Annotated in this window: 19 protein-coding genes, 1 tRNA gene and 2 pseudogenes; 9 read left to right on the top strand and 13 right to left on the bottom strand. The window is 69.4% G+C overall.

Annotated features, from left to right (window positions below; genetic code table 11):
• Window positions 1-102: 102 nt before the first annotated feature.
• Window positions 103-1,164: a hypothetical protein gene (locus ACNAVT_RS28170; protein WP_416300569.1), complete on the bottom strand. Its 1,062-nt coding sequence runs from the start codon at window positions 1,162-1,164 to the stop codon at window positions 103-105.
• Window positions 1,161-1,496 carry a PadR family transcriptional regulator gene (locus ACNAVT_RS28175; RefSeq protein WP_416300571.1) on the bottom strand — a complete coding sequence of 112 codons (336 nt, stop codon included), beginning with the start codon at window positions 1,494-1,496 and terminating at the stop codon, window positions 1,161-1,163. The genes ACNAVT_RS28170 and ACNAVT_RS28175 overlap by 4 nt, the downstream gene beginning before the upstream one ends.
• Window positions 1,497-1,638: 142 nt before the next feature.
• Here ACNAVT_RS28175 and ACNAVT_RS28180 point away from each other — a divergent pair, with 142 nt between their 5' ends.
• A complete protein-coding gene (locus ACNAVT_RS28180; protein WP_416300572.1) occupies window positions 1,639-2,031 on the top strand; it encodes a hypothetical protein in 393 nt (130 codons plus the stop codon).
• A gap of 271 nt (window positions 2,032-2,302) precedes the next feature.
• Here the strand turns inward: ACNAVT_RS28180 and ACNAVT_RS28185 are convergent, their stop codons facing one another.
• Complete coding sequence (locus ACNAVT_RS28185) at window positions 2,303-3,472, bottom strand: winged helix DNA-binding domain-containing protein (protein WP_416300574.1); 1,170 nt, start codon at window positions 3,470-3,472, stop codon at window positions 2,303-2,305.
• A gap of 122 nt (window positions 3,473-3,594) precedes the next feature.
• Complete coding sequence (locus tag ACNAVT_RS28190) at window positions 3,595-4,740, bottom strand: epoxide hydrolase family protein (protein WP_416300576.1); 1,146 nt, start codon at window positions 4,738-4,740, stop codon at window positions 3,595-3,597.
• 62 nt (window positions 4,741-4,802) lie between these two features.
• On the opposite strand from ACNAVT_RS28190, the gene ACNAVT_RS28195 reads away from it, so the two are divergent.
• The 3 genes from ACNAVT_RS28195 to ACNAVT_RS28205 all read left to right on the top strand — a co-directional run bounded on the left by ACNAVT_RS28195 (window position 4,803) and on the right by ACNAVT_RS28205 (window position 7,270).
• Window positions 4,803-5,753 carry a helix-turn-helix transcriptional regulator gene (locus ACNAVT_RS28195; protein ID WP_416300578.1) on the top strand — a complete coding sequence of 317 codons (951 nt, stop codon included), beginning with the start codon at window positions 4,803-4,805 and terminating at the stop codon, window positions 5,751-5,753.
• 264 nt (window positions 5,754-6,017) lie between these two features.
• The gene (locus ACNAVT_RS28200) at window positions 6,018-6,584 is read left to right on the top strand and encodes a hypothetical protein (protein ID WP_416300580.1); all 567 of its coding nucleotides are present in this window, start codon (window positions 6,018-6,020) and stop codon (window positions 6,582-6,584) included.
• A 2-nt stretch (window positions 6,585-6,586) separates the two neighbouring features.
• Window positions 6,587-7,270, top strand: a complete 684-nt coding sequence (locus ACNAVT_RS28205; protein ID WP_416300582.1) for a nucleotidyl transferase AbiEii/AbiGii toxin family protein — start codon at window positions 6,587-6,589, stop codon at window positions 7,268-7,270.
• Window positions 7,271-7,287: 17 nt separating this feature from the next.
• Here ACNAVT_RS28205 and ACNAVT_RS28210 read toward each other — a convergent pair.
• The 5 genes and pseudogenes from ACNAVT_RS28210 to ACNAVT_RS28230 form a co-directional block, all read right to left on the bottom strand.
• A pseudogene (locus tag ACNAVT_RS28210) lies at window positions 7,288-7,515 on the bottom strand (IS110 family transposase); the annotation flags it as partial.
• Window positions 7,516-8,619: 1,104 nt separating this feature from the next.
• Entirely contained in the window at window positions 8,620-9,081 is a 462-nt protein-coding gene (locus tag ACNAVT_RS28215) for a hypothetical protein (RefSeq protein ID WP_416300584.1), read from the bottom strand.
• A 177-nt stretch (window positions 9,082-9,258) separates the two neighbouring features.
• Entirely contained in the window at window positions 9,259-9,843 is a 585-nt protein-coding gene (locus tag ACNAVT_RS28220; protein ID WP_416300586.1) for a GNAT family N-acetyltransferase, read from the bottom strand.
• Window positions 9,840-10,376, bottom strand: a complete 537-nt coding sequence (locus ACNAVT_RS28225) for a GntR family transcriptional regulator (protein WP_416300630.1) — start codon at window positions 10,374-10,376, stop codon at window positions 9,840-9,842. The genes ACNAVT_RS28220 and ACNAVT_RS28225 overlap by 4 nt, the downstream gene beginning before the upstream one ends.
• Before the next feature lie 27 nt (window positions 10,377-10,403).
• Window positions 10,404-10,502: pseudogene (locus ACNAVT_RS28230) on the bottom strand (hypothetical protein); the annotation flags it as partial.
• A gap of 358 nt (window positions 10,503-10,860) precedes the next feature.
• Here ACNAVT_RS28230 and ACNAVT_RS28235 point away from each other — a divergent pair.
• Window positions 10,861-11,391 (top strand): tyrosine-type recombinase/integrase, encoded by a 531-nt coding sequence (locus ACNAVT_RS28235; protein WP_416300588.1) that lies wholly within the window; start codon window positions 10,861-10,863, stop codon window positions 11,389-11,391.
• A 144-nt stretch (window positions 11,392-11,535) separates the two neighbouring features.
• Here the strand turns inward: ACNAVT_RS28235 and ACNAVT_RS28240 are convergent.
• A tRNA-Val gene (locus ACNAVT_RS28240) sits at window positions 11,536-11,610 on the bottom strand.
• Window positions 11,611-11,671: 61 nt separating this feature from the next.
• Window positions 11,672-12,238, bottom strand: a complete 567-nt coding sequence (locus tag ACNAVT_RS28245) for a TIGR02611 family protein (protein ID WP_416300590.1) — start codon at window positions 12,236-12,238, stop codon at window positions 11,672-11,674.
• Window positions 12,239-12,512: 274 nt separating this feature from the next.
• On the opposite strand from ACNAVT_RS28245, the gene ACNAVT_RS28250 reads away from it, so the two are divergent.
• A complete protein-coding gene (locus tag ACNAVT_RS28250; protein ID WP_007457244.1) occupies window positions 12,513-12,944 on the top strand; it encodes an SsgA family sporulation/cell division regulator in 432 nt (143 codons plus the stop codon).
• A 74-nt stretch (window positions 12,945-13,018) separates the two neighbouring features.
• On the opposite strand, the gene ACNAVT_RS28255 is transcribed toward ACNAVT_RS28250, so the two are convergent.
• Window positions 13,019-13,795 (bottom strand): SDR family oxidoreductase, encoded by a 777-nt coding sequence (locus tag ACNAVT_RS28255; RefSeq protein WP_416300592.1) that lies wholly within the window; start codon window positions 13,793-13,795, stop codon window positions 13,019-13,021.
• Window positions 13,796-13,957: 162 nt separating this feature from the next.
• On the opposite strand from ACNAVT_RS28255, the gene ACNAVT_RS28260 reads away from it, so the two are divergent.
• The 3 genes from ACNAVT_RS28260 to ACNAVT_RS28270 all read left to right on the top strand — a co-directional run bounded on the left by ACNAVT_RS28260 (window position 13,958) and on the right by ACNAVT_RS28270 (window position 15,632).
• Window positions 13,958-14,869, top strand: coding sequence for a helix-turn-helix domain-containing protein (locus tag ACNAVT_RS28260; RefSeq protein ID WP_416300594.1), 912 nt, complete (start codon window positions 13,958-13,960; stop codon window positions 14,867-14,869).
• A 7-nt stretch (window positions 14,870-14,876) separates the two neighbouring features.
• Entirely contained in the window at window positions 14,877-15,332 is a 456-nt protein-coding gene (locus ACNAVT_RS28265) for an RrF2 family transcriptional regulator (RefSeq protein WP_416300596.1), read from the top strand.
• Between the two features lie 120 nt (window positions 15,333-15,452).
• Window positions 15,453-15,632, top strand: a complete 180-nt coding sequence (locus ACNAVT_RS28270; RefSeq protein ID WP_416300597.1) for a DUF4236 domain-containing protein — start codon at window positions 15,453-15,455, stop codon at window positions 15,630-15,632.
• Window positions 15,633-15,663: 31 nt separating this feature from the next.
• Here the strand turns inward: ACNAVT_RS28270 and ACNAVT_RS28275 are convergent, their stop codons facing one another.
• A complete protein-coding gene (locus ACNAVT_RS28275) occupies window positions 15,664-16,572 on the bottom strand; it encodes a hypothetical protein (RefSeq protein ID WP_416300598.1) in 909 nt (302 codons plus the stop codon).
• Between the last annotated feature and the right edge of the window lie 18 nt (window positions 16,573-16,590).

Below are 16,590 nucleotides of genomic sequence, written 5' to 3' on the forward strand. Positions count from 1 at the left end.
GCTTTACATGATCGCCGATCGCGAGACTCGTGGCATGACAGTGCGTTCCGGTGTGGGGCTGTTTGGATCGGTGCGGGTCGGTGGCCGCGATGGGGATGAGTCCTACTCGGTCGGTGCGGTGGGCCATTGGGCGTCGGCGGGGATCGGTGGAAGTCGGCGCAGTGCTCGGATGGCTCGTCGGGCGAGCGGTAGGGCCATCGTCAGAACGGCGATGACTTCCGTTGCTGCGATCGTGACGAGTGTGGTGCGTTGTGTCTGGTCGATGTAGTCAGGCAGGGTGACGATTCGTAGGGCGAGGGTGGTCGCGGCGAGCAGGGTGAGCGCCAGTGACCACGGCAGCGTGCGAGCTGGCTGCCTGGGTGCCCGTCCGGCCAGCTGGACCGCGATGGCGGCGGCGACTATGGCGCAGGACAGGCCAGGCCAGTCCAGCAGCCTCGGTGCCTGGCTGGTGGTCTGGATGGCGAACAGCGGCAGGGGAACGAGCAGGATGCCGATCGGTATCGCGAGGAGCCAGGGGCGGCGCGGCACCGGTGGGGCGTCGCGGTGAAAGGCCGCCATGGCGAGTACCAGGACGACGTCGGTGAGCCGCAGCGCCCAGGGCGTCACGGATAGCGGTGCGTCACTGGCGGCCTGCTCGACGGCGGTGGTGACGGCGGGGGGCACGATGGCGAGCAGGGCGACGGCCTGGGCCACGCGGCGGTGTCCGAGGACGAGCGCGATGTAGGCCGGCAGCCAGGCGTAGCCGGCCAGGCTCCACGCGGTGTGCCAGATACTCCCCGACGGCGTGAGCGTCCACTCGGGTGCGGGCGTCGGCAGCCAGGCGATCTTCCCGGACAGCCACAGTGTGACGGCGACGCTGGCGGTGACCATGACGGCGTGGGTCAGCATCGCCATCAGGGTCGCCAATCGCACGGCTTGTCCCCAGGCGTAGGAACGGGCTGGCGCGTCGGGGCCCCCGAGACGCAACCGGACAGCCAGGGACACGATGCTGGCGATCTCCGCCAGGCTCGGCCGGCCGTAGTCTGCGATGTACGCGGCGGTTTCCGGGTCATCGTTGTCCATGCTGTCCAGGAAGGCGGCGACCATGTCGTCTTCCCATTGCTGCCGATAGGCGGCGGGCAGCAGCCGCAGCACGAGGCGGTAGCGCTCTTCGAGCCGGCTCATGACGGCGCCGGCCCCGTGATCGGGTTCCGCTGGCTACCTAGCCGGGTCGAGGCGAGACGCGCGTTCGCGGCCAGCCGTTGCGCCTCCGCGGCGAGGGCGTCGCGGCCCCGCTCAGTCAATCGGTAGTACCGGCGTAACCGCCCTTGCCATGCCTCCTCGCGGTCCAGCTCGACCAAGCCGTCGCCGACGAGCCGGTCCAAAGCCCCGTACAGGGAGCCGATCTTCAGCTGCACCCGCCCTCGCGACAGCTCTGCCACGTCCGCGACGATCCCGTAGCCGTGGCGTGGGGCGTCGATCAGCGCGGTGAGGATGAAGAAGGCGGGTTCCGTCATCACCCTAGAAGTCATCCACCGAATATAGTGGATGACAAGATATAGTGCGAGCATGGATCTCGATGGCTGGCGTGTAAGGATGCTTCCGTTCGTTCTCGGTTGCAGGCGAGGGCGTGTCCCGGCCATGAGGAAGAATGCGCCAGTGAACGATTACCGGCTGCGCCGCCTTTCAACGTCTGACGGCGACCTAGAGCTTGCCGGACCGCCGGCTGCTCTTCGTGCCCTCGCCCGGCTGCTCCGCGAGCCTCGGGAGCGGGTGGAAGCTCAGGTTTCGGGCGGAGTTGTCGTTCAGGAGCGGACAGCAGGACCGCTGACCGTCAGCCTTCGAGGCGAAGCAATGTTGCATCTTTCCGGCGGTCATCGGTATCTCGGCATCCTTTGGGACGCCCTCGACGGTGTGGCTGAGCAAGCCGAAAGCGCTGAGGATCGCGGAGTTCACCGGCATCAGCACATCGAGTACCTTCCGGATGATGAATACCGATCGCCGGAGTCTGTCCCTCTGGTCATCGTGTCCGATTGGCCAGAGGCGGCATAGCGGACGAGCGGTGACCGCAGTCTCGGACCATCGCGCCTCCCTCAGTACCGCGCGGCGAACGCCCTCACATCATGCAGGGACAGACGACGGCCGAGGCACCGACCAAAAGCTTGACACAAACCGACTTACGCTGATGTGCGGACGTTGCGGAAACTCGCAGACCGGTCGAATGTGCTCAGGATCGGTTGGCGCTGGTCGCGGACGAGCCGTAGCAGCAGCCGCCGCCGTTCGCGGAACACTCGCAGCGGATCTGGGCGCAGCTGCGGCGTGGTTACGCGTGGCCACCTATGGTCACGGTGCCGATGGTCGGCTGTGGTCTGCCTTCCAGGATCTCCCCGATGCGTTCCACCTGGTCGTCGAGATCCCGGCGCTCGGCGACGGTGAGCGGGGTAAGCGGTTCGATTGTGATGTGCAGCTTGCGTCCGGAGCGGTGGTAGTGCCAGATCCCGGCGACGGTGCCGTCGATGAGCAGTACCGGGAAGTTGCCGGCCTGGCCGCCGGAGAGCGCGCGTTGCGCGGCGGGGCCGGGGAAGAGCTGCTCACGCGGGTGGCAGCCGACGGTGTAGGCGTCGAAGTATGGCAGTAGCCGCACCCCGTGCGGTGGCACGGCTGCGGGCGCGGTGTCGCCGGCCAGGATCCAGGCGACGGTGCCGGCGATGTCGACCTGTTGCAGTTCGCCGGTGAGGGAGTCGAACAACTGGGTCGCCCAGCGGCGAGGCGCGGACAGCCACTGCGCGAACTGCTGCGGTGTGGCCGGCCCGTACGCGTGCAGGTAGCGCCGGACCAGGCCAGCGAGGGCGTCAGGTGCCGGGGCGGGCTGGAAGCCAGGCAGCGACCGCTGCGGGCTGGTGTAGGTGACCTTCCGTCCGCGGTTCGGGCCGAAACACAGTGCTCCGCAGTGTGCGGCCAGGTGCATCGCCTGCCGCCAGCGCGGCCACATGGCCCCGAACGCCGGCACCACGGGGTCGGCGGCCCAGGGGCCGGTGCGGGCGGCCACCTCCGCGGTGAGTTCGTCGATGGTCAGTTCCGCGTCGGCCAGTGCTTCCGCGATGGCCGCGACGACCTCGTCGGTCTGGTCTGGGGTCAGCCGTGCGTCGGCGGGCATGCTGTTCGGAGATGGTGGCAAGGCGCCGAGCGCGCCGGCCCACAGTGGCAGGTCACGGGTCGGTAGCAGGTGCACGGTACCGCGCGGGCCGAACGTCTTGATCAGGCTGCGTTCGTTCCACAGCGCGTTGCGGATGTCGTTGCGGGTGGCGCCGGCTACGCGCAGTCCGATGGACACCTCGGCGGCGGAGAGCACCTGGGCGTGTGCGCCGCACATGGCGGCAACGGCATCGGCTGGTCGGCCGAGTACCGGGGTGGACAGCGCGTGCCGGTCGAGTCGCCGGCCCCATACATCGGGCCAGGACAGCCGAGGCAGCGCAGTGGAACGGTTGGTCATCGAGCACCTCTCCCGGTGTCGTGGTTCGTGTGGGCGCTCACGCAATTCGCGGTCCGGGACTGTCCCGCCGGCCCGGATCAGGCGGTCCGGGTCGACGAGACGTCCGCCTTGTCTGGTTGCCGTCAGCGGAACCGGCGGAAGAACTCCCGCACGTCGCCGACCAGGAGGTCGGGTGCTTCCAGGGCGGCGAAGTGCCCGCCGCGATTGAATTCGGCCCAGTGCACCACGTTGTGGTCACGTTCGGCGAGGGGCCGGATGGTGATGTCGTTGGGGAACACCGCCACCCCGGTCGGTACTGATGAGCGTGGCTTGGCCTGGCCCCAGGTGCGGGCGTCCTCGTAGTAGATGCGGGCGGCGGATCCGGCGGTGCCGGTCAGCCAGTACATCGAAACGTCGGTGAGGATGAGGTCGCGGTCGACGGCGTCCTCGGGTAGGGCGGCGCTCGGGTCGGTCCATTCCTTGAACTTCTCGACGATCCACGCGAGTTGGCCGACGGGTGAGTCGGTGAGGGCGTAGGAGATCGTCCGCGGCCGGGTCGACTGGACGATGGCGTACCCGCTCATGTCCCGGCCCCAGGTCGTCATCAGCGCGAGGCGGGCCTGGTCGGCCTCGGTGAGGCCGACCAGCTCGGCCGGATCGCCGGAGGGAAAGGTGCCCAGGTTGTTGACGTGCACGCCGATCACGTGATCGGGGTCGATGCGGCCGAGTTCGGGGGAGACGATCGAGCCGGTATCGCCGCCCTGCGCGCCGTAGCGGTGGTAGCCGAGGCGGTTCATCAGTTCGGCCCAGGCGCGGGCCACCCGGTTGGTGTCCCAGCCAGGGCCGGCGAGCGGGCTGGAGAAGCCGAAGCCGGGCAGTGACGGGGCCACGACGTGGAAGGCGTCGGCGGGGTCACCGCCGTGTCGGGCGGGATCGGTCAGGGGGCCGATGGTCTTCATGAACTCCACGACCGAGCCGGGCCAGCCGTGGGTGAGGATGAGCGGCAGTGCGTCCGGCTCGGGCGAACGCACGTGCAGAAAGTGGATGTTCTGTCCGTCGATTGCCGTGGTGAACTGGGGAAATTCGTTCAGCCGTGCCTCGTGGGCGCGCCAGTCGTACTTGGCCTGCCAGTAGTCGGCCAGATCTTTCAGGTAGTCCAGCGGCACCCCGGCCTCCCAGCCGGCACCGGGCAGCTCGTCCGGCCAGCGGGTGTCGGCGAGCCGGTGGCGCAGGTCGTCCAGGCGGTCCTGGGGAATCTCGATCCGGAACGGGGTGATCTGTTCGCTCATGAACACCACGCTATCGGCGAGCTAGGACAGGTCCGGCCCTAGCTTGCTGGCAGACTTCGGGCATGTTGGAAACCTCCGCCCGGCTGCTGCGTCTGCTCTCCCTGCTGCAGACTCCCCGCGATTGGACCGGGACCGACCTGGCGCAACGTCTTGAGGTCGACGTGCGGACCGTGCGCCGCGACATCCAGAAACTGCGCGACCTCGGCTACCCGGTGCACGCCACCCCCGGCGCGGCCGGCTACCGACTCGGCGCCGGAACGAAGCTCCCGCCGCTGCTGCTCGATGACGAGGAGGCCGTGGCCGTCGCCATCGGGCTGCGTACCGCCGCCAGCGGCACGGTCACCGGCATCGAGGAAACCTCGCTACGCGCACTGGCCAAGCTCGAACAGGTACTGCCCTCGCGCGTACGCCGCCGTGTCAACCTGCTGCACTCGGTCACCGTCACGGTCCCCGCCACCGGCCCCACCGTGGACCCGGACGTGCTGACCGCCGTCGCCGCCGCCTGCCGCGAGCACCAACGGCTCCGCTTCGACTATCGCAGCCACGACGGCACCGACGCGGTACGCGACACCGAACCTCACCGGCTGGTCCACACCGGCCGACGCTGGTACCTGGTGGGCTGGGACACCGACCGGCGTGACTGGCGTACCTACCGGGTCGACCGGATCCGTCCCCGCATCCCGACCGGCCCTCGCTTCACACCCCGGCAGGCACCCGACGTCGACCTCGCCGGCTACCTGGCGCACGGTGTCTCCACCGCCCCCTACCGATACCAGGCCCGGATCACCCTCTATGCGGCCGCCGAGACGGCCGCCGAACGGGTCGCGCCCACCGTCGGTGTCATCGAAGCGGTCGACCCGCACACCTGTCTGCTGCACACCGGATCCAACTCCCTCAACGAAATCGCCGTCTACGTCGCATCGTTCGGCTTCCGCTTCCGAATCCACGAGCCACCCGAACTCATCGCGCACATCCAAGAGCTCGCTGCCCGACTCACCGACGCCGTCCGCTGACCGCCACACAACCCCACGGAACGGCCAGTCCCAGCGGCCTCGACCAGCTGCCGGCAACCTACTCAAATCGGCAGTTTCAACCGGCGGCCGACCGGCCTCGAGTCACGCTGCGTAACGCGGTCGGGTAGCCCCGATGCATTGCTGCACCGGGGCCCCCTCAGATCCGTACGTGCCACTCGTCGCGGCATACGGCTCAAGCAAGCCGGTGATAGCGATATGACAAGAAGCCAAGCGTGCTGGGCCTAGCGTAGTAGGCTGACGGGCATGGGCCGGTTCTCCGAGGATGAATTGCATGGGGTTGTCTCCAGGTATGAGGCGACGCGGGCGGCTGCGTTAACCGAACGGGACGAGCAGCTGCGGGCGTTTCATGCGGCCGGCTGGCGGCCGGTGGATCTACAGCGGGTCACCGGCTACAGCCGGGAGACGATCCGTCAGGCGCTACGACCGGAAGTCCGGCGGGCGACCAACATCAGCCGGCGCAGGACATCACCCCAGCCGCCGGCGGACTACCGGCCCTACAGCGACCGGAAGCCCTACATGGTGGCCGAGACCCTTGCCGCGCTGCACGGCCCCACCGAAGGCACGGTGACGCTTCCGCGTCACCTCGACTGGTCCGGGCACGCCGAGTACGACCTGAACCGGGCGGCACGCCTGGCCAGCATGTACAAGGTGGTGCTCACCGAAGCCAGTACCGTCGAGGATCTGAACACCTGGCTCGACGCCGACCTCCTCCGGCGGCTCTGGCCCACCCTCTGGCTGCCATCCCAGCTCCGCCGGCGCTGGGAGGACGCCTTTCCCGAACTCGCCGCAACCCGCAGCAACGCGGCATAACGGTGGACCCCTTCCACGAACGCCTCGCACGAACCGGGCTCGGCGCGGCCGATCGATACGGCTTCGCCCTGGCCGGCGGCTACGCGGTCCAGGCCGCCCGGCTTCTGGATCGGCCCAGCGAGGACGTCGACCTGTTCACCGCCTGGGATCGCCGCAACGAGTTCACCGCTGCGGTCGCCGCCGTCGTGCCCGCCTACCGAGACGACGGCCTGACCGTCGAGATCGAGCGGCAGTATGACACCTTCGCCCGGCTGTCCGTAACCGACGGCATGCGGGTCTCCAAGGTCGAACTCGGCGTGGACTGGCGCGCCAACGAACCGATCCTCATGGCGATCGGACCGGTACTCCACCCTGACGACGCGGTCGCGAACAAGATGAGCGCACTCTACGGGCGAGCGTTCGCTCGTGATTTCATCGACATCGACGCCACGCTCCGATCCGGCCGCTACACCCGCGACGCCCTCCTCACCCTCGCGCAGCGCGCCGACCGTGGCTTCGACCGACGCGTCTTCGCCGACGCCCTCGGACAAGCCACCATGCTCGACCCCGACGACTTCGCCCAGTACGGCGTCACCGGTCGAACGCTGGACAAGCTCCGGAGCCGATTCGCCGAATGGCGCCGTGAACTGCTTGGCGAAGAGCAACCCGCCGAGGATGATCCGGCTCCCGACTCGCCGCGGCGATAAGCCTGCATGGCCCGCAGCAGCGCTGTCTCGCAGCCGACCAGGTCGACCGCCCACACCACCTCGTCATCCGAACTGACGCGGCCGACCAGGTCCGCGATCGCCTGCTGATCGTTGGCTACTCGCGTCGACCACAGCACCCGCCCGGCCACGTCCGCTGCCGCTGCGTGGTGAGCCTGCTTGCCAGCGTCAACGCCTACCCATACCTGCGCCAAGCCGTCCTCCCGAAGCACCCAGATCCAGGTCACCTCGGACGACCCCGCCGGCAGTTCCTTAGCAAGCGACGACTCGCAGATCTCAATCAGCGGTCAAGGCGCCCTGGGCTGGCTGGGCGGCCGCTCGTCCATGGCCACCTGACGGCAAACGACCTTGAGCCACACCCAACCAACCCGGCGGCCCGGAACACCATCCAGACGCAGAAACCCTGAGGTACGACCTTGGCACCCTGGCCCTGGTCTGCTCGGCTTGCCTGGGTCGGTGGTAGACGGGATGGCAGCTCCCCCACCACCCACCCACCGCAACCGTTCGGCAACTCCATCCTGGAGTCGTCTGGCCCCGCCGGAGGCACAGCCCTAACCCCGCCCCTCCCTCACCTCTCACCCCTCCCACCACCTCCACCCCTCCCCCTCCCTGGGGCTCCAGCGGCCCCGCGCGAACCGTTCGGCAAACTCCGTCCGCCCATGGTGACCGCCTGCCTTCGTGGGTCTCTGGACTGTCGAGAACGGGTGAGAGCATGTCCGCCTGGCCCTGGTCGTTCTTCGGACTCGTCACCGGGTCACCTCACTGACCCAGGCTGACGCGCGGGGCGGGGCGTGGGTTTCGGGCCGGCTGACTTTCCGCCCCGGCGCTGTGGCGCCGGGGCGGTGGCTCCCGCAGGAGCCGTTTGCCGCGCCCCGGCCCGCCCCGCGCGGAGCGCCTTGATCCAGTACAGGCCAATTCGGCAACAGATCACCAGAAGCGCTCCGAGTCGACCAAGCCGACACGAACACAACACCCACCCCGGCCGTCGCCGTCCGCTGCCGCCTCGGGGATCGCTGTGGCTCGTCCGCGCGTGACGCTGGTTGCCTTGTCCGCTCCGCTCGTGGCCGCCCTGTCTAACCTTCTCCTTGATCGGCCCGCGGGCCCCTCCCGGCCTGTCCGCTCGGGAACCCACCTCCTTCACGCCATCCGCCACTACCGCGTCAGAACGCTTGCACGATCACTGCGTAGGGAAAGACCTGGTGACGTGTTGGTGGAACAACAGCGGGCGTGACGTGTGGCTCGCAAGAGTTCGGGTGCCTGGCTGCCCACTCAAGCAAAACGATGCTGGGGCCGGTCCGAGGACCGGCCCCAGCAGGGTCAGGCTGGCGGCGTCAGCTGCCGCAGTTCTCGTAGTAGTCCCGGATGCCCCAATAGTCTACCGAGCCGGACCTCACGTAACCCTCGTACTTTACGCAGCGGCCGGCCGCTTTGTACTTCACCGCGGCGTAGTACTTGTAGTTGCCTTGGTCATGCCAGTAGCCCGCTACGGCGTAGATAAATAGGTTCGCGCCCACCAGCGTTTCCGTGCCGACGTAGATCCGCTTGATCGTGGCGACGCAGTTTTCGCCGGTCGCGCTGTTGTATGTCAGGTAGACGTCGCCGATCGTCGCGGTGCCTTTCTTGATCGCCCGGTGCCCGTCGGTCACGACGGTCCAGGAGCCGCCGAAGTCGTTGGCGCAGGCGCTAGGCCCGGTGTAGGGGTTGGTTGCTGCCTGGGCCGGTGCGGCGGAGATCCCGACTACCACCGCAGTCGATGTGACCAGGACCGCTAGCCTTTGCGCAAACTTACGCATTTGCCCTCCTTTGTCTTAGGGATGCGGCTTCATGCTAGCTCTCCACTTTGGAAGCTGATCATGGGGGCCGTCCCCGCCAGCCGTGCCCAGCCCTGATCAGTCGCACCGGCCCGACGGCGTTGGCGAACCGCGAGGTCCAGGGGCACGTCGTCGCCAGGGCAGCTGGCTGCCCCTGTACTACGAGAAGGAGGCTGCAAGCTTGTCGCGGATCGAGGGCCACTCGGAGTCGATGACGCTGTAGAAGACGCTGTCGCGGTATCGCCCAGTGCTGAGTAGCCGATGGTTGAGCCACACGCCTTCACGGTGGGCTCCAAGTCGCTCGATGGCCCGCTGGGACCTCACGTTGCGCAGGTCGGTCTTGATCACTACCCGTCCGACGCCTAACACCTCGAACGCGTGCCGCATCAGCAGGAACTTAGCTTCGGCGTTGGCGCCGGTTCCCCAGGCGCCGGGCGTAAGCCAGGTCCAGCCGATCTCGAGCGTACGGTCGCTCGGGCGGAGGTCGATGTAGCTCGTGCTACCGATCGCCTTGCCGCTGCGAAGATCCACTAGGGCGAAGGGCAGTCGTTGGCTGCGATCCTGGTCGCGTAGCGCGTCGCTGATGAACGTATCGATTGCCTCGCGGGTGCGGGGTGTTGGCTCATCGAGGTACGTCCAGATCTCGTCGTGCGCTGCGGCGGCTAGCAGGTCGTCGGCGTGCTGCGGCCCGAGCGGTTCGAGTCGGATCAGGCGGCCTGTGAGTGTTGCCGGCGTCGGCTTCATTCGGCGTCAACCTCGTACAGCAGGACATGACGGTCCCCGGGAAGGATCACCTGATACACCTCGATCGGCCGGTCCTCCTGGTCGAAGCTCGTGCGCAGGAGTCGGCCAACTGGCGTCGCGGGACCGAGGTAGAGCTTCGTCGCCTCCTCCGCGCTCGGCATCCGCCAGGTGATCTCGTCCTCATAGCGCGTCGGGACGTGCCCCAGGTCTTCAAGCACCTGGTCCGTGCCTTCCACGACCGGGGCAGGGTCCATGATCTTGCTGTCTTGCACGATGCTCAGCGGGTAGTAGCTGTCCCCGAGCTGCAATGGCTGATCGTCGGCGTGCATTACTCTGCGCCGCACGGCTACGGCTTCGCCCGGCTGGACCTGCAAGTGCGATGCGATCTCGGCGTCTGCGGGCACAACCTCGACGGTGCTGTCCTGCCGGGCCGTCTTGCCCTGGGCTTCGATCTGCTGCCTGAAGGTGTCCCGTCGCCGGCCTTCTTCCAGTCGCTTGCGTCGGGAGCCGGTGAGTGAGGCGTAGTAGCGCATGGGCGGCTCGGAGCGTACGAAGCTGCCGCGTCCGCGTCGGGACACGATCAGTCCTTCATTGCGGAGGACGTCCAGGGCGAGACGCACGGTGTTCCGGCTGATGTCGTGGCGCTCGGAAAGCTCGCCTTCGGTGGGGACCGGTCACCCGGTGCAAGCTCGCCGCTCTGGATCTGCTGCCGCTGTTCCGGATCGATCATCTGGCGGTTCAGTCCTGGGTGACCGAGCTGGCGCCCGACGTTCGCCCGCCACGGTGGCGGTGTGCTTCCGCCTGTTCTCCTCGATTCTCCGGGCGGCCGTGCGCGACCAGCTGATCAGCGCCAATCCGTGCGAGGGCGTGAAGGTGCCATCTCGGCGGAAGAAGGACACCGATGGACATGTACTGACCCCTGACCTGATCGGCCGACTCCTAACGGCGGTCCCGGATCGCTACCGCTCCCTGGTCGCGTTGGCCGGAGGGACCGGCCTACGGTGGGGCGAGTGCACTGTGCTCCGCTGGAAATCGCTCGACCTGATCACGAAGACGATCGAGGTCGTCCGGGTCGCCGTCGAGGTTGCGCGCACGGTCACGATCAAGCCCTACCCGAAGTCACGGGCAGGCCGCCGTACCGTCCCGGTGCCGGACTTCGCGGCCGAGCTGCTGGCGGCGCATCGTGAGGCGTTCCCGGCCGGCCCTCGCGGTGAGGTGTTCACCAACTCGTCCGCCGGCCCGTTGCGTCGGACCCTGTTGCGGGCTCGCGTCTGGCGGCCGTCGCTGGTCCGCGCCGGGTTACTTGGGGACGTGAGCCGCCTCGGCCACTTCAAGTGGCGGGCAGCCTGGGTCAACACGGGGGGCGTCAAGTGGAGCGCAGAGTTCACCACCGAGCGGGAAGCGGTCGCACACGTGGCGAAGATGACGCCGGGTGGGCTGCGCTTCCACGACCTGCGCCACTCGTACGCGACCGAGCTGGTGTCGCGCGGCGTCCCGGTCAACGACGTCCAGGCCGTGATGGGCCACGAGAACCGTCGACCACGCTGAACCTCTACACCCACCGGTCGGGCGGACGAGATCAACGCATCCGTGACGCGTTCGCTGACGATCCGCTGACTTCCAACGACGACTAGCGATTCAATCAGCAAGAGGCACCCTCTCGCGAGGGTGCCTCTTGCTTCGCTATTTCGATGGTGGGCGATACTGGGATCGAACCAGTGACCTCTTCGGTGTGAACGAAGCGCTCTCCCGCTGAGCTAATCGCCCTCAGCGCCGATGACTCTACCTGATCGAGAACGCAGACCAAAAATCCGGGGTCGGCAGGTCGTCAGTTCGCCGCGAGGTAGTGCAGGATCCGCGCCACCACGTCGATGCCGAGGCTGTACTTCAGCGACAGCCACAGCACGACGGCCACGAACACCAGCCCGACCGCGCCCAGCACGAGGCGCACCGGCAGCGACCGTCTGGTCACCCATCGTGTCCAGGCGTGGACGTTCCGCCGGGTGAAGGTGAGCAGCCGGCGCGCCCAGATGAACTCGATCGCCCAGATGCCGAGCCCGGCGATCACCAGCAGCCAGCCGGGCCCCGGCAGCGGGATGAGCACGATGCCGACGGTGACCACTATGGCGCCGGCGACGGCGATGGCGATCTTGAGGGTGACCCGGCCGGTGGGGTTGGCGCGGATCAGGTCGAGGGTGGTGTGCACCCGATTCCGCCATCGACCCCGGCGCCGCGGCTCGACGGCGACGCCGGAAACGTCCCGGGGGGCGTCGTTCGAGCCCCGGGAGTCATGATCCACAGGCACCTCGAACCCCCGCCTTTCGGCTGTTCGGGCTGCTCCTTTCGGCGGCCCGGCCGTGGCCCTCGGCTCCACTGAGGAACCCTTCGTGACCATTTCCACCCCTAGTGTCGCCCGGGACCGTCACCCTCGTTGAGGACTGGACGTTACCGGAGTAAGTCGACGACTGAACCACCCGTTGCCGGGCGGGATCGCGGAACTGGGCAGAAGCGGAAATCCTACAAGAATTTTCACATTCTCGAGGCGCCTTCGACCCCCTTCCCACCACTGGGTGAAGTCAGCGTATGGCGGAGCGTAGCCAGGAGTAGCGCCTGAGTATGGGAAAAGCGGGACACGCGCGTTCCGCAGCGGTGCCGGGGGGAGAACGTCCATGAGTGTGATTCGACCGACGACCGTAGAGGTCGAGACGTCGCTAAGGCTCGTCGCGCCTGACGCCACCGCCTTGCCGGTGCGTGCCAGTCTGCGTTACGACCCTGCTGACCCGTATGCGGTCCATGTCCTGTTCCACGCCGAATCAGCCGGCGGCGAGGCGGTGAGCTGGTCGTTCGCCCGCGAACTGCTGGTCACCGGGCTCGACGAGCCAGCCGGCATCGGCGATGTCCGGGTCTGGCCGTGGGCCACCCCGCGCGGCGACTTCGTCGCGCTCGCGCTGTCGTCCCCGGACGGCAACGCTCTCTTCGAGGTCCCACGCAGCGTGCTCGTGCGCTTCCTGCGCCGGACCTACGTCGTCGTCCCGCGCGGCCGGGAGGCCGAGCACCTGGACGTCGACACGGCGGTGAACCGGCTGCTCGCCGGCCGCTGACGACGCACACCGGTGCCGCGCGGATCTGCCGAGTCCGCGCGGCTCCGGCTACCCGGCTCCGGGTGCGCCACGAGTCACCCGTGCGTGGTGATGCCGCCGTCGACCGGAATCACCGCCCCGGTCAGGTACGCCCCGGCCCGGGACGACAGGTAGATCGCCGTGCCCGCCATGTCCTCGGGACGGCCGATCCGGCCCAGCGGCACCTGCCGCTCGATGGCCGCCCGGGACGCCGGCTCGTCCAGGGCGAAGGCCATCATCTTGCTCTCGAACGGCCCGGGCGCTATCGCGTTGACCGTGATCTGCTCGCCGGCGAGCTGGTGGGCGAGGCTGCGGGTGAGCATGTGCACGGCCGCCTTGGTGGCCGAGTAGGCGTACACCTCCATCCACGGCACGCGGAGGCCGTCGATCGACCCGATGTTGATCACGCGGGCCGGGTCGTCGGCGCTGGCTGCCGCGCGCAGCGCCGGCAGCAGCGCGGTGGTGAGCCGGAAGACGGCCTTGACGTTGACCGCCCAGAGCTTGTCGAACGCGCTCTCCGGGTATGACTCCAGCGGCGCGCCCCAGGTGGCACCGGCGTTGTTGATCAGCACGTCGAGCCGGTCGGTGCGCTCCCGGACGGCCGCGGCCAGCCCCAGCGCGCCCTCGTCGCGGCTCAGGTCGGCGGGGATCGCCTCGCAGCGCCCCTCGGCGGAAAGCTCCTTGGCCACCGTCTCGCAGACGTCGGCCTTCCGCGACGAGATGATGACCTTCGCGCCGGCCCGCACGAAACCCTGGGCGATCATCAGCCCGATCCCTCGTGAACCGCCGGTGACCAGGACCGTCTTGCCTTCGACCGAGAACAGATCCGTCATACCCATCCCATCGCGAGTCGGCCGGGGCCGCGGATCGGTCCGGCGACCCGGGCGCTACCGATCGGTAACCTAACCGGCCCGCGTCCCCGGCGACAAGACCCGCTCCTACCGCCCGAAAACGTCGAAGTGCACAATGCGTCGCGGGCGGTTAACGTCGGGACGATGGTCACTACCGGTCAGCTCTCCCCGGCAACCCGCACCGACCTGCCCGCCTTCGGATACGAGACCGAGGACGTCACCACCGGCGCGCTCGGCGACCTCGCGTCCGAGCCTGGCTGGCGCCGCCCGGTCCTGCTCGACGCCGACCTGCTCATCCTGGTCTCAAGCGGTCACGGCAGCGCGGAGCTGGACTTCCGGGCGCTGCCCTGCCGGCCCGGCACTCTGCTGCGGGCCCGCCCGGGCCAGGCGCTGCGCTGCCGCGGCCCGCAGCTCGACGCGACGGTGGTGAGCTGGGGTACCGACGCGCTACGCGGCCTCGACGTGGACCCGGACGCGGTGCCGGCGTACCGGCAGCTCGCCGGGGAGGACGAGGACGCGGTGATCAGCGAGGTGACCCAGTTGACGGTGGACGCGGACCGGCACGCCGGGGTGCCGGCCGCCGCGGCACTGCTGCGCCACCAGCTCGCCGTGCTGCTGCTGCGGCTGGCACTGCTCCCCGGTACACAGCGGCCGGCTCCGCGGACGGATACGGAGACCTTCCAGCGGATGCGCCGGGAGGTGGAGCACGGCTACCGGCACACCCGACGGGTGGAGGACTACGCCGCCCGGATCGGCTGCTCGGTGCGTACGCTCACCCGCGCCTGCCTCGCGGCGACCGGGCGCAGCGCCAAGCAGGTGATCGACGAGCGGGTGGCGCTGCAGGCCTGCCGGTTGCTCGCCGCCACCGACGAGCCGATCGCCGGGATCGGCCGGGAGCTCGGCTTCCCCGAGCCGACCAACTTCGGCCGGTTCTTCAGCCGCGAGATCGGGGTGAGCCCGGGGGCGTTCCGGGCCGCCCGGGAGCAACCCCTGCCCGTCCGCCTGGTGCGCCCCCGTCCACCCGCCGATTCCGCCGCCCGGCCCGGCTCGGCATGATGACGGGGTGCAGATCTCCGCGCGCGGCGACTACGCGGTCCGGGCCGCACTGAGCCTGGCCACCGCGTACCCCACCCTGCTGTCCACCCAGGCCATCGCGGCGGAGCAGGACATGCCCCGCAAGTTCCTGGAGGCGGTCCTGGCCGACCTGCGCCGGGCCGGGATCGTCCGGGCGCAGCGCGGTGCCGAGGGCGGTTACACCCTGGCCCGGCCACCGCGTGAGATCACCATCGGGCAGATCCTGCGCGCGGTCGACGGCCCGCTCGCCGGGGTACGCGGGCTGCGCCCCGAGGAGACCCGGTACGAGGGCGCGGCGGAGAACCTGCCCCGGCTGTGGGTGGCCGTCCGCGCTGCCGTGCGGCAGGTCGTCGACGAGGTGAGCCTGGCCGAGATGGTGAGCGGGAAGCTTCCCGGCCACGTCCGCAAGCTGATCGCCCGCCCCGACGCCTGGGAACCGCGCTGACGGGGTGCGGCGTCGCCGGGTGAAGCAGCACTGTCCAAAGCGGATCCCCGTGTTTCCGGACGCGCGGCGTCGGGCATGTTCGTCGCCGTCAGCGGCACGGAGACGACGAGAGGAACCCCGATGGGCATTCAGTTCCGCAAGCGGCAGAAGTTCGGCCCGCTGATCCTGAACTTCACCCAACACGGCTTCTCCTCGTGGAGCATCAAGATCGGCCGATGGTCCTGGAACTCGCGGTCCCGCGCCCATCGCGTGGACCTGCCGGGGCCGCTGTCCTGGAAGCAGGACAAGTCCCGGGCATGACGCGCCGAGGCCGAGCGGGGGCAGATGGTGGTCAGGCAGTTGGCCCGGCAGCCGTGTCCGGGACGGCGCTGATCACCACGTCCCCGCCGAGCCGGCCGTGCTCGGGCACCCGGGTCACCGCGCCCGAGGCGAGCAGCGAGGTCACGGCGCGGTTGGCGTCGGCGGCCCGGTAGACCGTCGAGGTGACCGCGAAGCGGCGCAGCTCGGTCACCGTACGCGGGCCGGAGCGGGCGAGCTCGGCGAGCAGTTCGCGACGCAGCGGACCCGGCTCCGGGGCGAGGGTGATGTCCACCGGGCGACCGGCCGGGTCTGCCGGGTCGCGGTAGCGCACCCCGGCGTACTCGTCCACCGCCCAGAGCGCGTCCTTGAGCGCCTCCAGCCCCCGGTCGGAGGCGGTGGCGTAGCCGACCAGCCGGACCGGCGCGTCGGCGTCCGGCACCAGCTCCACCTCGGTGACCAGCGGGAATCCGGCCGCCGTCAGCACCGGCCGCAGGGACCGGCCGGGCTCGGTGATTATCAGCAGCTCGGCCGGGCGGCCGGAGGCGGCGGCGGCCAGCACGGCCGGGTCGGGCTCGCCGCCGTCGATCACGGTCAGCAGCGGGGCGCCCGCCGCACCGGCGGCCTTGAGCGCCACCGGCAGCCGGTCGGGGTGGCCCGGCACCACGTGCACGGCGACGTCCGCCGGCAGCGCCGTCCCCGCCGCGCCGAGTTGGGGGGGCAGCGCCGCGCCGCCGTCGGCGAGCACCAGCACGGTCAGCCGCCGGCCGCGCAGCCGGTCGGCGAACTCGGCCACCACCCGCAGCGCCGCCTCCGCGCCGGTGATGTCGCTCCCGGCGTACGCGAGGGCGAGGGTGGCCCGCCGGGAACGGTGCAGCGCTCCCGGCAGCCAGTGGTCGAGCTGCCGGACGAGCAACTCGCGCAGGACGGTGTCGGTCGACATCCTGCCGTTCTACCGCAC

It is taken from the genome of Micromonospora sp. SL4-19 (assembly GCF_047921475.1).
GTDB lineage: Bacteria > Actinomycetota > Actinomycetes > Mycobacteriales > Micromonosporaceae > Micromonospora.

Excerpts from the sequence above, each read along its gene's own strand:
- ACNAVT_RS28190 (WP_416300576.1), bottom strand. The coding sequence starts at position 4,740 with ATGAGCGAACAGATCACCCCGTTCCGGATCGAGATTCCCCAGGACCGC.
- ACNAVT_RS28260 (WP_416300594.1), top strand. The coding sequence starts at position 13,958 with ATGGTCACTACCGGTCAGCTCTCCCCGGCAACCCGCACCGACCTGCCC.
- ACNAVT_RS28275 (WP_416300598.1), bottom strand. The coding sequence starts at position 16,572 with ATGTCGACCGACACCGTCCTGCGCGAGTTGCTCGTCCGGCAGCTCGAC.
- ACNAVT_RS28225 (WP_416300630.1), bottom strand. The coding sequence starts at position 10,376 with ATGCGCTACTACGCCTCACTCACCGGCTCCCGACGCAAGCGACTGGAA.
- ACNAVT_RS28200 (WP_416300580.1), top strand. The coding sequence starts at position 6,018 with ATGGGCCGGTTCTCCGAGGATGAATTGCATGGGGTTGTCTCCAGGTAT.
- ACNAVT_RS28255 (WP_416300592.1), bottom strand. The coding sequence starts at position 13,795 with ATGACGGATCTGTTCTCGGTCGAAGGCAAGACGGTCCTGGTCACCGGC.
- ACNAVT_RS28220 (WP_416300586.1), bottom strand. The coding sequence starts at position 9,843 with ATGAAGCCGACGCCGGCAACACTCACAGGCCGCCTGATCCGACTCGAA.
- ACNAVT_RS28245 (WP_416300590.1), bottom strand. The coding sequence starts at position 12,238 with ATGGTCACGAAGGGTTCCTCAGTGGAGCCGAGGGCCACGGCCGGGCCG.
- ACNAVT_RS28250 (WP_007457244.1), top strand. The coding sequence starts at position 12,513 with ATGAGTGTGATTCGACCGACGACCGTAGAGGTCGAGACGTCGCTAAGG.
- ACNAVT_RS28195 (WP_416300578.1), top strand. The coding sequence starts at position 4,803 with ATGTTGGAAACCTCCGCCCGGCTGCTGCGTCTGCTCTCCCTGCTGCAG.
- ACNAVT_RS28215 (WP_416300584.1), bottom strand. The coding sequence starts at position 9,081 with ATGCGTAAGTTTGCGCAAAGGCTAGCGGTCCTGGTCACATCGACTGCG.
- ACNAVT_RS28270 (WP_416300597.1), top strand. The coding sequence starts at position 15,453 with ATGGGCATTCAGTTCCGCAAGCGGCAGAAGTTCGGCCCGCTGATCCTG.
- ACNAVT_RS28175 (WP_416300571.1), bottom strand. The coding sequence starts at position 1,496 with ATGACGGAACCCGCCTTCTTCATCCTCACCGCGCTGATCGACGCCCCA.
- ACNAVT_RS28170 (WP_416300569.1), bottom strand. The coding sequence starts at position 1,164 with ATGAGCCGGCTCGAAGAGCGCTACCGCCTCGTGCTGCGGCTGCTGCCC.
- ACNAVT_RS28185 (WP_416300574.1), bottom strand. The coding sequence starts at position 3,472 with ATGACCAACCGTTCCACTGCGCTGCCTCGGCTGTCCTGGCCCGATGTA.